The organism is Bacillus sp. T-10(2022) (assembly GCF_056502895.1).
The window spans coordinates 4,566,653-4,579,929 of the sequence record NZ_CP113518.1; the positions used below are offsets into that span (position 1 = coordinate 4,566,653).

The following is a 13,277-nucleotide window of genomic DNA, read 5'->3' on the forward strand; positions in this document are numbered from 1 at the left end:
TATTATGTATCGTTCTGATTCAATACTAATCTATCATTTCATCCAAACGATAATAGAGATACTTATAAAAGTCATCAAACTTTTCCTCTCCAACTTCTTCATTGATTGGATCCCAGCTTACAATTGGACACTCATTATTTCGGAATATTGACGTGTCGATACAGTACGCCAACTCACCTAATTCTTCTATCATTACATAATCTTTCGGTAGATTGTCATCTTCACGTGATTTCTCCGTAAATTTGACACAAGAAGGATTTGTTTCTTTTGCTCCTGCACCATAAATTTCAATTCCAAGTAGTATACCTTCTCCATATTGCTCTAAAAACCATTTATAACTGTCTGGTAGGATTACATTGAGCTTGTTTTCAATATCTCCTATTTGCTCAACACTGACCCCACCAGTCAAAAATATGGAATCATTATATTCATTGATAATCTCTATAATTTTTTCCTTTTCCAATTTATATCCCTCCTTGTATGCAATTACAATCCTTGTCTTTCAACATCCGAAATTATCCACTTCCAATACTCTGAATGAAATTTTTTATCTTGGGCATTCAAAACGATTATTTCTAACACTATCCTGTTCTTCAGAATATAATTCACAAAATTTTTATGTTTAAGCCAACTTGCTTGATTAACTTCGTTAGTTTTTTTTCCGTCTAACTATACTTCGTATTCAATTCTTATTTTCATAACTAAGTTTCGTTATACAACTCCATGATGATACAACCATCAATCCCAGTTATCAATTGCCTCTTGAAAGCTATCTTGTAAATACACATTAAATGTTGTATATCTATTTAATGCTTTTTTGCTTATATCATCCCATCGCACAACATTATAATCATCTATTGTGCTTAAGCAGTAAACAAACTCATCAACATTCTCTATAACAATATATTTTTTGGATAAACCTAACTTTCTATAACGCTTTGTACTTTCAACTACAGATGCGTAGTCTGCGCCTTCAACACCCAATACGTCAACTCCACAAATCCCTCCGGAACCAAACTTTTTAACAAATTCTTTATATTCTGGTGGGAACTTCACTTCCAATATTTTCTCGGCCCATGCTATGTTAGCATCAGGAACTTCTCCAATAAAGTCTCCTTTTTTCATATATTCATTTATCAATTCTAATAGTTCATTATTCATGATTAATCACCTCACTCTAGATTATTAGAACGCCATTTCCAGTACTTCTTTCTGAAGTTGTTGAATTGTTTATCTAGAACTCCATCATTATCAATTGCATTCGGCGGGCGAACTTTTGCGGCAAGTTCTCTATTCGAATGCCTCTTGGCTTTTAGATGATAAGTTCTTTTAAAGCAGAATTCGGTATTTCATCATAGACTCTTCTAAGTTCCCTAAAACCTCTTGCCAATAACTGTCTAGGAGTATCTATTCCTTTTGTACTTCTTGAAACTATTCCATTAGGCCCTTTAATGGTGTGCCCCACCTTTGTAACTTAATTGCAGGTGCAGTATTTAAATCATAATTATCTACTAATTTCTTCATTGCTGCCTTCTGTCCTGCATGATGGGCATCAAGTCCTTCTACTCCTTTAATATCTTTATATGCTCCAACTTGATATTTACCCGTACCCTTACTATTAATTTCAGACTCCACTTTCACCATAGAAATTAACTGTTCTTTTAACCCAGTACCATTAACCACATTATAAGGTACTCCACCTGCCACCGACAGTTGGTTTTTAGGGTTGTATGGCAATAGGTTAAGGATAGTGGCCAGTTCTTTTGCCTTTGTTGCACCTTTTACTGCAGCGGCTTTTGTTGTCGCTACACCAGTTTTCGTTACGGCCCCTGCGCCTTTTGTTCCTACTACTGATGTGACGACTGTTTTCGATGGCAAAGGATACCCAGTGAGGCCGCGAAAACATGAGGAGTAAATTCTTAGCTTGCTTTTTAATGTTTCACTTTTGATTTTAGGACGTTCTTATGTTTATATAGGTCAAAAAGAAAACCTTGACTGAGTGACGAACACTCAATCAAGGTTTTTCAGCTAATTGTTTTGGTCTTTTTTATATTAATTATGTTCATTCTTGATTTGTTCAAACCATATCCTAGCAATAGAACTAGCAGTTTTATTAGAATCATTTGTATGTACAAGATCATATTTATAATCTGCCGCTAGTTTATTTGCTTGTACATCATAAACAATCTTAATTTCTGTTGGCATTTCACGATCATATTTTCTGCATAATTTAATCAATTCTTTAATATTTTCATTTATTATTTTCACAACTGCCTTTTGTCGATCTACTGATATATCATAAGAAAAGTTTGCATTATCCTCTTCATTGACTAATGCATCATTGAGTTTATGTCTCTCTACAATCTTACCATTGATATTATAAAAAAAGTCATTAGAGACAAGGCCTTCTTCATGTGAACAATATATATATATTTTATTAGCTCTTTCAAAAGCATACTCTAAACATATAGAAACCATATCTGCTTGCAATTCACTAAAAAAATCCTCAAATACTTTACCCACTTAAATCCACTCCTAATTCAATATATTATTTTCATCATATTTTCCGCTATCTCATATTGTACGATAAATTGGATATCCCATTACTTTATCTAGATCTATAAAACTTAATTCTCAGTTTCTTTGTATCTTTCTGGAATTTTGTTTCTCCATATTAGCATAAGTTCTTTAAATTGTTCAGTTTCCATTTCATTCTCATTTGGCTTATCGAAGATATAAAAGTGATGAAGAACCAAGACACTGGTAGCATTCCCTCCTATTTCAAATTCATCGTATTCACCTTCCATTACTTTCTCAACAATATCAATATACTCATCCACTTCTGTTTCAAATACAATATCTTCAATGAAGTCTGAGAAAAGGTTAATTTCTTGTGGTAGGATTATTCTTAGATATCCTAATGGGTTTCTTTTAAATTCATATGAATATTTCATACGCTTTTATCCCCTTTTAGATCATTTATATATAATGGATATGCCGTTTCTATTGATTCATCTTTATTCAAGTACATTTCTACTTAATATCTAATGAAGTGATACCCCTATATTTATTTGACCAATTTGTTCTTTAGATTGGTAAGTTTCATTAATAGCTTTTAATACTTCGGTACGGTTTCACTTTTTTGGGAAGAAACTCATCTTCTTGATACTTCAAGCTATATCCAACTCTTGCTTGTTCATGAGTGGAGACCCGTATATACCCAACAACGTTCAATTCTTCAACCTCCGGTTACATAAATTGTGATTACCGTAACGCTTTGCAACCGAATAGCGAGTATTATACGACCGTCTCTTAGTTACGTTACCCATTGTTTATCGCCACGAGCTTTGTCATTATAGTTAGTTTGTTAGCTATTCCATAACTATCCCCACCATGTACAATGTCATCTCGCTTACTTATCGTACTTCTCACAAAGTCCAATTATAAAATCAATACTCCATGATGGTACAACCTTCATGGGCACTTGATTCAAATATGAAACATTTTTAACCGAAAAACTATTTTTAATAACTAAAAAACCTTGAAAGGCATTTAGCCAATCAAGGTTCTCATATGTTTCATTTTATGATAGTACCCAAACACTAAACTCATAAAAATATTCCGTTCGTTCAATACACAAACCGAAATTTAAATCTTCTGCAACTAGTATAAAATCTCCATATCCTACTGAAAACTTCGTTAACTTAAGAATATTATCTAGGTGACTAAATACTTCATTAACATTAATCAACATTGCTTCTATTTCATTTTCTCTAAAAAACAATAGTCTTCCTTTCTTGGGGATTACTTTGATATTATCAATAGTCGCATTTAACAATTGTATTGATTTTTGAATATTTTCTTTGCTTCTAGTTATCTATTTTAAAAATCTTCTTCCCATGCTTCTTTTGCATTCAATAACCTTTGTGATAAAAACTCATAAAAGTTCTTTGCTGTATTGCAGTCATCAAGTCCCCCTAGTCTATTCCACGCTATTACTGGGCACTCATTATTCTCCATTTTGCTTGTATATAAACAATAAACATATTCTCCAGCATTTTCAATAACCACTAAATCTTTTTCCAATCCTAAATCTCTATAACTCTTCGTGTTAACTACAGCTGGAGCTCTATACGACTTAGCCACGCCTAAAATATCAACACCAAATGCACCACCAGAACCATAGGTCGTTAAAAACCACTTATAACTCTCTGGTAATTCCACCCCTAGCTCATTTTGGACAACATTGATTCGGCTTTCTGCTATTCCACCTGTAAAGTCATCTGATTCCTTATGTTCATTAATAAAATTTGTTAATTCCTCTTTATTCATTTAGTACTCCCCCTGCCAACAATAGTTGGTTTTTAGGATTGTAAGGCAATAGAGTAGGCATTGACACTAATACTTTTGCCTTCGTAACGCCTTTTACTGCAGCCGCTTTTTGTAGTAGTTACCTCAGGATTTGAGATAAAACTCCAAACTTCTGTCAAAAAGTCTCTATGAGTTATTTTGTTCCTTTTTTCCGGTTGGCTATGGGAATACGATAAATCTAATTAATTTTCTCTTCTTCTTTATAACAAAGCAAGATAAATAGCTTTCACCAATCTTCTTCATCTTCATCCCAGTTCTCTTTTGCCTCTTCAAGACTTTCGATTAAATAATCCAGGAAATTATCCGCAGCGGTAAAACCATATCCTTCTTGGTTATCCCAAAGAATCACTGGGCATTCTCCATTTTTCATTTTATTTGTATCGAGACAGTAGGCAAATTGATCAACATTTTCTATAACCACTATCCCGGCAATTAACTTATAATATTTCTGATAATCTCGAGTGGCATCCACTACTGATGGACCTACTAAATCATAACCTATTATATCTACACCAAAAATCCCGCCTGCGCCATAGTTCCTTAAAAACCACTTGTAGCTAGCCGGAAGTGGGATCTGTAATTTATTTTCAGTTTCTTTTACTTTGTCTTCACTTACTCCACCTGTAAAATCATCATCTTTGCCATACTGCTTAATGAATTCCTGTACAGCTGAATATTTCACCAATATCACCTACTAATATTGTATTTAGTCCTTTCATTTATAAGGTGGTGCTATCCATCAAAAAGGTAAACATAATAATAAAAACAATTTAATCATCTAATAATTCATCATCTAGCCACAACTCTACGCCATCAACGTCCATCTTCTCAGTTTCATTAATTAATTCTAAGTCACTTAAAAAACCTAAGAATGTTTCCGATACAAGATGTATATTTTCCCAATATGAGTTAATGTCATCTGAAGCAACATCTATTCCTGCCATTATTTTAGCTTCACGTTCATTTTCATGGTTCCAGAAGTAAACTTTACCTATATAACTTCCCCTTACTCCTATGCATATTACATTTCCTCCTGGACTTTCCCCAATTGGAATCATACAATCTGGCATCCGATTTAAATAATCTTTGATTTTGTCGAATAAATTATTTTCACTAGATAATCCATAAAAACCTTCAAATACTTGAGTTCCCTCCTTAGATGTCCAAGGTGATGTCTCAATCGGTTTATACGTTACCTCATTGTCAAAAAAAGTTTCATCATAGTTAAGAAGAAACTCCTTATAATCTTTTGGAATGTAAATATCAGACATCTTTTCTAACTTCTTAACCTGATTTTCTCTTGAACTTAAAGAAGTGAATTCTTGTTTCTTAATATTTAAAGCGTTTAATTTATTTTCTATTTGATCTATATAATTGTTACCCAAAAATCAAAATCCTCCTCTTAAACCTGATGCAGCACCAATGTGTGGTTATTTTTTGTAACTTTGTAGGTATTAACTGTATAGTAATGTCTTCAGCATGGTGGGGTGTTAGACCTTTTTCTCTCAGCCTGCTTTTGACTGCTAAACCCTGTGGCTTTCATTAATTTTTCATAGACTAACTTGAAGTCCCCTTCAGATCCATTTTCTCCTTTAAATATTCAGCAATTTCTGTTTGTCCTCTTTCATTGGCAAATGCATGAGCACCCATATCTTTCATGTTGTCACCAGAGTATTTTATGGATATATCTATATTATTCTCAACTAACAATTTAACTATCTCAAAATGACCGCCATATATTGCAGCAAACAGAGGATTTCTATCTGGTTCACTTGTATCAATCTCAATATTCTGGTTAATGAGAAATTCGGCAATATCTAAATGCCCTTTTGTAGCTGCTCTTTCAAGGGCATTTGCAGAAAAAGTTCCACCCTGTGCATTAATATCTATCCCGGCATTAATAAGATATTCTATTATTTCTAAACGCCCATAAGCTGCTGCTATATGTAACCATGTACCAAAGGGTGTCATCACTGTTAACATTTCTGGTTCTTTTTCAAGTAAATCTCTTAACGTATCCAATTGGTCACTTTTTATGGCACCTCTAACGTCTTTCGCAATTTGAGTTTTATCCATTTTAGTTTCTCCTTTATTTACAAGGTATTCTAGTATTTCAAAATATCATCAAAGACCTGCACCCACCATTGTTCTTTTCTGATAGAACCACCTCGGTTTTATCAAATGTCAATTCCGACTATCTTTTTATTCTTAGTTTAGAAATTAATGATTCAATACTTTCTGATATAACCTCAAATGAATTCCTTTCGAAATCCTCTAACTTTACTTTACCGTTCTCATTATCAATTACCACTAACAAACCATTCCCTTCGATACCTAAAGGGATATTTTCTAGTTTATTGTTATGATTGCTCTTATACCCCTCTAAGGTCCCTCGGAATGAATCAAACTCGAAGTTTGGCAAAACCGCATCTAATTTAATATAGAAATCATTTAAAAATCCGTCTAAATTAGCGAACCAATACGAATTAAAATATTCAATAATTGATTTATGGAATCCCACCCCTAAGTTCTCTTCTAACTCCTTTAAGTCATGTGAAGTAGTTTTTTCTACAGGTTTCCATGTAATATAATCTTCTTCGTCAAGTTCACCTTCATAAATTATTGAATTAAGCTCTTCAGTCACTGGAGCCTTAAATAAGAAGTCCATTCCTTCATCCGCAAGCTCATGTCTCATTCTGAAGTATTGGCCCATTGATTTCTTAATAGACAAAGATATCACCCTTTTCGTTTAACTTTATTAAACCAATTATAAGACATAAAAAACCTTGAAAAGCTTAAGCCAATCAAGGTTTAAAACATTTACATTATATTTTAGGAACGTCAACCACTTCGCCTGGTGATTTATTAATAAGAATATCAGGAATGTTTGGGTTATTCTTTTTCAACTTATACTTTTGAATTTTAGTTAATTCAGGGTCAAAGGAAATATTCTGAGATTTAAATTCAAAGTTTATAAGTTTATTGTGAATCTTATTCAAAAAACCTTTCCATTCCTCTAACGAAGAACTTGAAACTTCCTCTGAATTTTCTAACATCCGATAGCCGTCTGCATAATGAAACATTAGTAAACCGGTACCTAAATCACAAGCCTCGTTTTCTAAAATATCGCTTGGTACATCAAATCCACTATTCCAATTATAATTTGCAGCAAAAAAATGAAGAAATAAAGGGTTATCTATATTCGTTAACTCATTGATTATTATTTCTTTATCTGTATCATAAAGTAGTTGTTCAAGGAAACTAATATCTTTCTTATCCACAGTAACTCACCTTAATTTCAATAATTTTAAAATTACTATTATACATAACTAATAGAAGTGATAAAATCAAACTCACCTATTGAATTAATTTTATTATCATACTCAAAATTATAAATTAGAATTACAGCATTATATGACTTTGTTAAATTAAAGTGTTTATTAATTTTAGGGATTATAATTTCTTCATATGAACAGCCTTCTAACAATATAGAAATATCATTACTATTTTCTAATACTTCTTTTTCAATAAAATCCTCGTCAGTATCATCCATATCAATATTAAAATCCATAAAAAATTTAGAAGGAACAGACTCCCCATCTTCATCATATTTTAAATCCACATATTCTTCTATAGAGTTTTCATTTTTGATATTACCTAACCATATAGAAACTAGTCCTTGTTTTTCCATTATTAAACCTCCTAATTTAAGACCTTATGGTAAAGATGAAGTACCGCCTTCGATATACATAGTTAGCCTTTTAATAAAAGTATTATAGAGTCTGTGCTTTATATGTGATGTTTAATAGCTGTTTAGTTACCTTTAAAATATTATCAGAAAAGCCTTGAAGACCTACGCTTTTCAAGGCAAATCTATACCGCCAATTTATCTCCCCATCTTCATGTATTGCCGGTAAATATATTCCCTTTTTATTTTGATGCTCATCAACAATAAACCAATTATCATCGTTAAGCCATTCTTCACTAAAACTACCTTCCTTGAATTCTTTCTCCTCATTAACAAGTGCCGTTAAAAAATCTTTATACTTTATTATATTTTCATTGGCTATGATAGATCCATAAAACCACACGCCTTCTTTATTATCATTCTGTATTTCACCCAAACATTCATTACGGAAATATAAGAACATAACCTCACTCCTTTGGAGAAATTAATATAAACTTGCTAGGAACTTCTCCTCTTACTTAAAAAAGTAAACGCTCTTTTCTTCCAGAATTCAGAAGAAGAATCATTTATTGTTGTTGTAGGTACTATATTATTTGGTAAAACATCATATAGGGATTAAAGCGATTTATTCTTATTCTCTGTATAAAAAGCTGTTTACTCGGCACAGGTAGCCCCATACAAAAGAAAAACCTTGAAAGGCTTTTAGCCAATCAAGTTTTTCCTCATAATAAGTCTATTTTGTTTTAACAGCTTCTTTTATTTGTTCAATTACTTGATAGAGCCACTGAAGTGGTTCTAAACCAAGAGCGGGAAAGTACACACCATCTGCACAAGATTGAACGTATTCATTCTTTTCGATATCAGAATACTCACTTCCAATAAAATCTGTTAAAAAGACAATAGCGGATTCCAGATACTCTTTACTTTCCTCAGTTAATAACTCTTCTAATGCCTCTTCTGGAGATTCAATATCCTGATGAAAAGTTCCAGCCAAGAACTGAAAAGCAGGTTCTTCTAGTTTGTTAGAAGACAACATAACATCTCATCCTTTAGTATTAATTTGGATAACCAGTTAGAATATAATTCCCTTCTCCATCCTTTTTCAAGATAATTCTAGTATTTGTCATATTTTCAACAGTTGTATAGCCTCTTTTCACACCACGTCCAATGACTTCGGTTCCTTCATCAGTCAAGACTAAGTTTGACTTGCTTTTAGGATTACTCTGCCAAGATAAAAAATCTAGGATTGCTTAATCCAGTTAAATGTAGCTCTCTATGAGTATCATTATTCAGATACATATAAGTTATTTAAGAACTCATCAAAACTATCTGCGAGGATAAACATATTCCCCATTTCGTCCTCTAGTTCTATATCATGAAACCAAAAATATACCTTTCCCTGATACTCTCCACTAACCCCTAATAGAATCTCATTTCCTCCTGGATCATTAGCAATTGAAATAAAATCTTCTGGTATTTCTCCTTCTAAAACCTCAAAAACTTTACCTAAATTACTTTTCATATCCCTAATCCCATAAAACTTATTGACTAAACTTTCTCCTTCATCATCAGAGATTTTAAAGCTAGATTCTTGAGGATATCCTCCATTGTATTCTAGTAGAAAATCAACATATTGTTTAGGTAGCGTAACATCATACTCTTGTTCAAATTGTTTTATATCTTGTAAAGAAATCTTTGGATTTTCACTAATCATTTTTGCCATGCTCTCACTCCTATATCCTTACTTATTTTCCCCATTAATTTTTGATGACCACCAATGTGTCTAAACTCTCTGTGAATGTCTTCATCTACTAGCATCATAGTTTTTCCATCTCCATGATGATGCCAAGTATAACCTTCTGGTGGCTTCCTAATATCTCTTATTGGTGGATCAATATTCTAATAAACTTGGATTATGGATTGTTTATTTTGGTCATTTCACCTAGCTTCTCAAACCAACAATCCAATATCACCGCTGTATGTTGGAACTTGTGTAAATCTAGTCTTATATAAATATACGTATCTCTTCTCTTCAGAAAACCTCACCCTTATTTTAGTTTAAACTGACAAAGCAAGACAGAGAATTTCGGCAACCTTAGGTCGAGAGTTAGTCTCTAGGGACTCGCAAGGGTACGAAAGCCTATCCATTCTCTATCTTTAACCGTTATAAAATGGCTTGATGTTTGCCATCTGCAATTACATCTTGCAATAGTAATCGTTGTATGTACGTAAAAGTTGCGAAAAATAATAAATGGCAGGGAGAAAGCGAAAGTAGGATTTTGGAGAATAGACATGGTGGTAATTGGTCATATTTTGGTATTAACTGCATATGACAAGCGGTTAATAGGACATACGTTTTAAAGTAGATTGTATACACTTTGTAATTTCATATAACATAGTATAGCGATTACAAGGGTTACCTCTGTTCTCTAAACAAAAAGCAGTTCGTTCGGCACTAGACCCCCATAAAGAAGCCTTGAATAGCGTTAGCCGATCAAGGTTTTCATACATCTGAAAATATTCTTCTGTATCTATAATATTAAATGTAATATTACCCTATATATTTTATTCACTAAAGCTGACAAGTTCTTCTTCCCAGAACCCACCTTGAGTTAAAGAAACAGCGTCAATTTGATGAAAGCTCTTGGAAATCCAGTCTAACAACTCTTTAGTTGTATTTTTTTCAAGATAGGCTCTTCTTCCATTAACAGCTTTAACCTTTTTTATAAATTCTACATAGAGAAGCAAAGACTCTGCAAAATTTGCTATTGTAGCATTTATTAATACACTATTATTTTCATTATCATAATCAATATATACGACCTCAGAGTTAGATTCATTAATACACACTGGATATCCGCTACCAGTATACCCTAAATATATAAACCTATCATACATTTTTCCTAAACTATTATTTTTTTCGGTTAGTCTAATCCCCCCACCGTTGGTTGAAGATTCGAATGTTAGAAAAGGTGGAGCAGACTCAGGTAACCCTGCTTTAATTAAAAAACTTTTGGTTTCATTAGTTAAGGAAAATGAATTAATATTAGATTCATCATAATTAACCAAACCATAGGTGTCACTATTCCATTTGTCCAAAAACTCCTGTGGCGAAATCATATTTTATACCTCCACTATTTATTAATAATTTACTTCAGTTGATTGCTTGTAATAACTTTATGGTTTCTTTTCAGACGTAAATACTTCTCCCATTTCAGTCAACGGGTCGTTCCCCCTAATATTGTGTTCTTTCTCAAAATTGTGTATTCCTCTATAGCCTTTATGCAATGATTGTGGAACCGTAGCTATCGATTAGCTTGTTTCCAATAATCATCAGTTTCAGGAGTAATTTTCGTTGTATCATACGAGTTTTTGTACGTTGGATCGTTAATTTGCCTTAATCGAACGCATCACAATAACCTCCAAGAATGATGATTTCCCTCCAGTCTTGGAGGCTGCTTTTTCAAAGGTCTTTATTTATTGGCGATCGAAAGGCCCTACTCATAAGGGTCGGCACTACAGAAGCGTGATTTTCATCCATCGCTACACGCAGCTCAAAATTCCTTTTTTAAACATTTGGTATTAAAGGCGAAAAAGCACCTGTTTCCTAAAAGGCAACCAAGTGCTTTCATCCGGTTCTTGATAGAATAACTTATAAAGTCATTGTAACCATTTTATTGTACTATCCAATAGCAATTACATTAACTAAAAAGTCTCTTTTCTATTCTTTTTCATCTATCTTCCGCTTTAAATATTCAGCAATTTCTGTTTGCCCTCTTTCAATAGCAAATTCATAAGCTCCCATATCTTTCATAGTATCCCCTGTATATTTAACAGTAATATCAATACCATTTTGAACAAGATACTTTACAATATCAAGGTGCCCACCATAAATCGCTGAGAATAGAGGATTTCTATTTGGGTCACTAACATCTAATATTGCACCATTATCAAATAAGTACTCTACAATACTAATTTCACCTTCACTAGCTGCATGTGCAATAGTCGCTGACTTTGGAACACCTTTGTTTATGTTAATATCCATACCAGATTCAACTAGAAATTTAATCATATCCAGTTTACCAGCTCTAGCTGCAACATGTAGCCACGTTCCAAAAGGCGTTACAAAATCAAGCAAACTTTTATCAGTAATAATGATCTCTTTCGCTTGTTCTATATCACCATTCTTAATTAAATCATAAATTTTTATTGCTTTTTCCTTATTATCCATAGTATCCTCCAAAAATATCTTTATTTCATTGATGCTACTTCTTCACCTAGTAGCTTAAGCATATCAACCAAAAGAAACCTTAAATGATAAATAGCCATTCAAGGTTCTACTACGTGATCTAAATACAATCATTTTTCTTCAGTATATGCTAAGGCAATCTCTACTACTTCCACTGGTGATAAATCCTCATCATTCCAAAAAATTAAGTCACTAGGGGCTGGATGAGGAACATTGTTTTCAAAAATTTCTATGTATGCACTCACTTCTTCATCAGAAAGCTTAGGATTACATATTTTATTTACTAATTCAACTAATTCCTCTTTAGATAACTTTTTACTCATTTTTTTCTCCTCCCCTTAATTAACTGCCCTTTCCAAGATGATAAGCAGGGTCTAAAATATTTAGAATACCACATGCTCATGATATAACCAGGTACATGGAGGACTCAAGGGAGATATATTCGGCTAGAAGAGAATTAAACTAGTTGGACAATCGCAATCTTCGCTTTATGAGTAATGTTTTTGAGCTTTTTCGTTTAGAGGATATGGGATTACATAAAGTTGTATTATTTTTTTTCTAATATAAAAGATAGAACCAACTTTTATTTTGGATACCCCATTACTTTATCTAGATCTATAAAACCTATTTCTCTGGTTCTTTGTATCTTTCGGGAATTTTGTTTCTCCATATTAGCATAAGTTCTTTAAATTGTTCAGTTTCCATTTCATTCTCATTTGGCTTATCGAAGATATAAAAGTGATGAAGAACCGTTGTATCTTTTTTTATCAAGACACTGGTAGCATTCCCTCCTATTTCAAATTCATCGTATTCACCTTCCATTACTTTCTCAACAATATCAATATACTCATCCACTTCTGTTTCAAATACAATATCTTCAATGAAGTCTGAGAAAAGGTTAATTTCTTGTGGTAGGATTATTCTTAGATATCCTAATGGGTTTCTTTTAAATTCATGCGAATATTCCAT

22 protein-coding genes and 2 pseudogenes are annotated in these 13,277 nt (G+C 32.8%); all 24 read right to left on the minus strand.

The window, feature by feature from the left end:
• Positions 1-25: 25 nt before the first annotated feature.
• Positions 26-463 carry an SMI1/KNR4 family protein gene (locus tag OSJ91_RS22410; protein WP_350300027.1) on the minus strand — a complete coding sequence of 146 codons (438 nt, stop codon included), beginning with the start codon at positions 461-463 and terminating at the stop codon, positions 26-28.
• Between the two features lie 275 nt (positions 464-738).
• A complete protein-coding gene (locus tag OSJ91_RS22415; protein ID WP_350300028.1) occupies positions 739-1,161 on the minus strand; it encodes an SMI1/KNR4 family protein in 423 nt (140 codons plus the stop codon).
• An 11-nt stretch (positions 1,162-1,172) separates the two neighbouring features.
• Positions 1,173-1,295 (minus strand): annotated as a pseudogene (locus OSJ91_RS22420) (HNH/ENDO VII family nuclease); the annotation flags it as partial.
• Between the two features lie 136 nt (positions 1,296-1,431).
• Positions 1,432-1,878, minus strand: a complete 447-nt coding sequence (locus OSJ91_RS22425; RefSeq protein WP_485890463.1) for a hypothetical protein — start codon at positions 1,876-1,878, stop codon at positions 1,432-1,434.
• Between the two features lie 174 nt (positions 1,879-2,052).
• Positions 2,053-2,478, minus strand: a complete 426-nt coding sequence (locus OSJ91_RS22430; protein WP_230160467.1) for a DUF600 domain-containing protein — start codon at positions 2,476-2,478, stop codon at positions 2,053-2,055.
• Positions 2,479-2,627: 149 nt separating this feature from the next.
• Entirely contained in the window at positions 2,628-2,954 is a 327-nt protein-coding gene (locus tag OSJ91_RS22435) for a tRNA-Val4 (protein ID WP_485890464.1), read from the minus strand.
• 199 nt (positions 2,955-3,153) lie between these two features.
• Positions 3,154-3,234: pseudogene (locus OSJ91_RS22440) on the minus strand (recombinase family protein); the annotation flags it as partial.
• A gap of 349 nt (positions 3,235-3,583) precedes the next feature.
• The gene (locus OSJ91_RS22445; protein ID WP_434547800.1) at positions 3,584-3,877 is read right to left on the minus strand and encodes a YxiF family protein; all 294 of its coding nucleotides are present in this window, start codon (positions 3,875-3,877) and stop codon (positions 3,584-3,586) included.
• Between the two features lie 5 nt (positions 3,878-3,882).
• Positions 3,883-4,332, minus strand: a complete 450-nt coding sequence (locus OSJ91_RS22450; protein WP_350300031.1) for an SMI1/KNR4 family protein — start codon at positions 4,330-4,332, stop codon at positions 3,883-3,885.
• Positions 4,333-4,597: 265 nt separating this feature from the next.
• Positions 4,598-5,053: an SMI1/KNR4 family protein gene (locus OSJ91_RS22455; RefSeq protein WP_096340124.1), complete on the minus strand. Its 456-nt coding sequence runs from the start codon at positions 5,051-5,053 to the stop codon at positions 4,598-4,600.
• 88 nt (positions 5,054-5,141) lie between these two features.
• The gene (locus tag OSJ91_RS22460) at positions 5,142-5,756 is read right to left on the minus strand and encodes an SMI1/KNR4 family protein (RefSeq protein ID WP_485890465.1); all 615 of its coding nucleotides are present in this window, start codon (positions 5,754-5,756) and stop codon (positions 5,142-5,144) included.
• A gap of 172 nt (positions 5,757-5,928) precedes the next feature.
• A complete protein-coding gene (locus tag OSJ91_RS22465) occupies positions 5,929-6,447 on the minus strand; it encodes an ankyrin repeat domain-containing protein (protein ID WP_485890466.1) in 519 nt (172 codons plus the stop codon).
• Positions 6,448-6,565: 118 nt separating this feature from the next.
• The gene (locus tag OSJ91_RS22470) at positions 6,566-7,084 is read right to left on the minus strand and encodes a SecY-interacting protein Syd (protein ID WP_413020405.1); all 519 of its coding nucleotides are present in this window, start codon (positions 7,082-7,084) and stop codon (positions 6,566-6,568) included.
• 112 nt (positions 7,085-7,196) lie between these two features.
• A complete protein-coding gene (locus OSJ91_RS22475) occupies positions 7,197-7,652 on the minus strand; it encodes a DUF4274 domain-containing protein (RefSeq protein WP_413019533.1) in 456 nt (151 codons plus the stop codon).
• 38 nt (positions 7,653-7,690) lie between these two features.
• The gene (locus OSJ91_RS22480) at positions 7,691-8,062 is read right to left on the minus strand and encodes an immunity 22 family protein (RefSeq protein WP_413019534.1); all 372 of its coding nucleotides are present in this window, start codon (positions 8,060-8,062) and stop codon (positions 7,691-7,693) included.
• Between the two features lie 82 nt (positions 8,063-8,144).
• A complete protein-coding gene (locus OSJ91_RS22485; RefSeq protein WP_485890467.1) occupies positions 8,145-8,522 on the minus strand; it encodes a hypothetical protein in 378 nt (125 codons plus the stop codon).
• Positions 8,523-8,792: 270 nt separating this feature from the next.
• Positions 8,793-9,095, minus strand: coding sequence for a contact-dependent growth inhibition system immunity protein (locus tag OSJ91_RS22490; protein WP_413019535.1), 303 nt, complete (start codon positions 9,093-9,095; stop codon positions 8,793-8,795).
• Positions 9,096-9,114: 19 nt separating this feature from the next.
• Positions 9,115-9,306, minus strand: a complete 192-nt coding sequence (locus tag OSJ91_RS22495; protein WP_350302942.1) for an RNase A-like domain-containing protein — start codon at positions 9,304-9,306, stop codon at positions 9,115-9,117.
• 38 nt (positions 9,307-9,344) lie between these two features.
• The gene (locus OSJ91_RS22500; RefSeq protein ID WP_350300042.1) at positions 9,345-9,782 is read right to left on the minus strand and encodes an SMI1/KNR4 family protein; all 438 of its coding nucleotides are present in this window, start codon (positions 9,780-9,782) and stop codon (positions 9,345-9,347) included.
• Positions 9,770-9,955, minus strand: coding sequence for an HNH endonuclease (locus tag OSJ91_RS22505; protein WP_350302943.1), 186 nt, complete (start codon positions 9,953-9,955; stop codon positions 9,770-9,772). Before OSJ91_RS22505 ends, OSJ91_RS22500 begins: the two co-directional genes overlap by 13 nt.
• 669 nt (positions 9,956-10,624) lie before the next feature.
• Complete coding sequence (locus OSJ91_RS22510) at positions 10,625-11,179, minus strand: SUKH-4 family immunity protein (RefSeq protein ID WP_350300043.1); 555 nt, start codon at positions 11,177-11,179, stop codon at positions 10,625-10,627.
• A 601-nt stretch (positions 11,180-11,780) separates the two neighbouring features.
• Complete coding sequence (locus OSJ91_RS22515) at positions 11,781-12,290, minus strand: ankyrin repeat domain-containing protein (RefSeq protein ID WP_413019536.1); 510 nt, start codon at positions 12,288-12,290, stop codon at positions 11,781-11,783.
• A 128-nt stretch (positions 12,291-12,418) separates the two neighbouring features.
• Positions 12,419-12,631: a bacteriocin immunity protein gene (locus OSJ91_RS22520; protein ID WP_485890468.1), complete on the minus strand. Its 213-nt coding sequence runs from the start codon at positions 12,629-12,631 to the stop codon at positions 12,419-12,421.
• A gap of 301 nt (positions 12,632-12,932) precedes the next feature.
• On the minus strand, positions 12,933-13,277 hold the full coding sequence (locus tag OSJ91_RS22525) for a tRNA-Val4 (RefSeq protein ID WP_413019538.1): 345 nt from the start codon (positions 13,275-13,277) through the stop codon (positions 12,933-12,935).

Bases quoted from the DNA above. Each gene is read 5' to 3' on its own strand.
- OSJ91_RS22430 (WP_230160467.1), bottom strand. From the start codon at position 2,478: ATGGTTTCTATATGTTTAGAGTATGCTTTTGAAAGAGCTAATAAAATA.
- OSJ91_RS22500 (WP_350300042.1), bottom strand. From the start codon at position 9,782: ATGGCAAAAATGATTAGTGAAAATCCAAAGATTTCTTTACAAGATATA.
- OSJ91_RS22435 (WP_485890464.1), bottom strand. From the start codon at position 2,954: ATGAAATATTCATATGAATTTAAAAGAAACCCATTAGGATATCTAAGA.
- OSJ91_RS22465 (WP_485890466.1), bottom strand. From the start codon at position 6,447: ATGGATAAAACTCAAATTGCGAAAGACGTTAGAGGTGCCATAAAAAGT.
- OSJ91_RS22485 (WP_485890467.1), bottom strand. From the start codon at position 8,522: ATGTTCTTATATTTCCGTAATGAATGTTTGGGTGAAATACAGAATGAT.
- OSJ91_RS22525 (WP_413019538.1), bottom strand. From the start codon at position 13,277: ATGGAATATTCGCATGAATTTAAAAGAAACCCATTAGGATATCTAAGA.
- OSJ91_RS22450 (WP_350300031.1), bottom strand. From the start codon at position 4,332: ATGAATAAAGAGGAATTAACAAATTTTATTAATGAACATAAGGAATCA.
- OSJ91_RS22415 (WP_350300028.1), bottom strand. From the start codon at position 1,161: ATGAATAATGAACTATTAGAATTGATAAATGAATATATGAAAAAAGGA.
- OSJ91_RS22490 (WP_413019535.1), bottom strand. From the start codon at position 9,095: ATGTTGTCTTCTAACAAACTAGAAGAACCTGCTTTTCAGTTCTTGGCT.
- OSJ91_RS22515 (WP_413019536.1), bottom strand. From the start codon at position 12,290: ATGGATAATAAGGAAAAAGCAATAAAAATTTATGATTTAATTAAGAAT.
- OSJ91_RS22510 (WP_350300043.1), bottom strand. From the start codon at position 11,179: ATGATTTCGCCACAGGAGTTTTTGGACAAATGGAATAGTGACACCTAT.
- OSJ91_RS22470 (WP_413020405.1), bottom strand. From the start codon at position 7,084: ATGGGCCAATACTTCAGAATGAGACATGAGCTTGCGGATGAAGGAATG.
- OSJ91_RS22520 (WP_485890468.1), bottom strand. From the start codon at position 12,631: ATGAGTAAAAAGTTATCTAAAGAGGAATTAGTTGAATTAGTAAATAAA.
- OSJ91_RS22480 (WP_413019534.1), bottom strand. From the start codon at position 8,062: ATGGAAAAACAAGGACTAGTTTCTATATGGTTAGGTAATATCAAAAAT.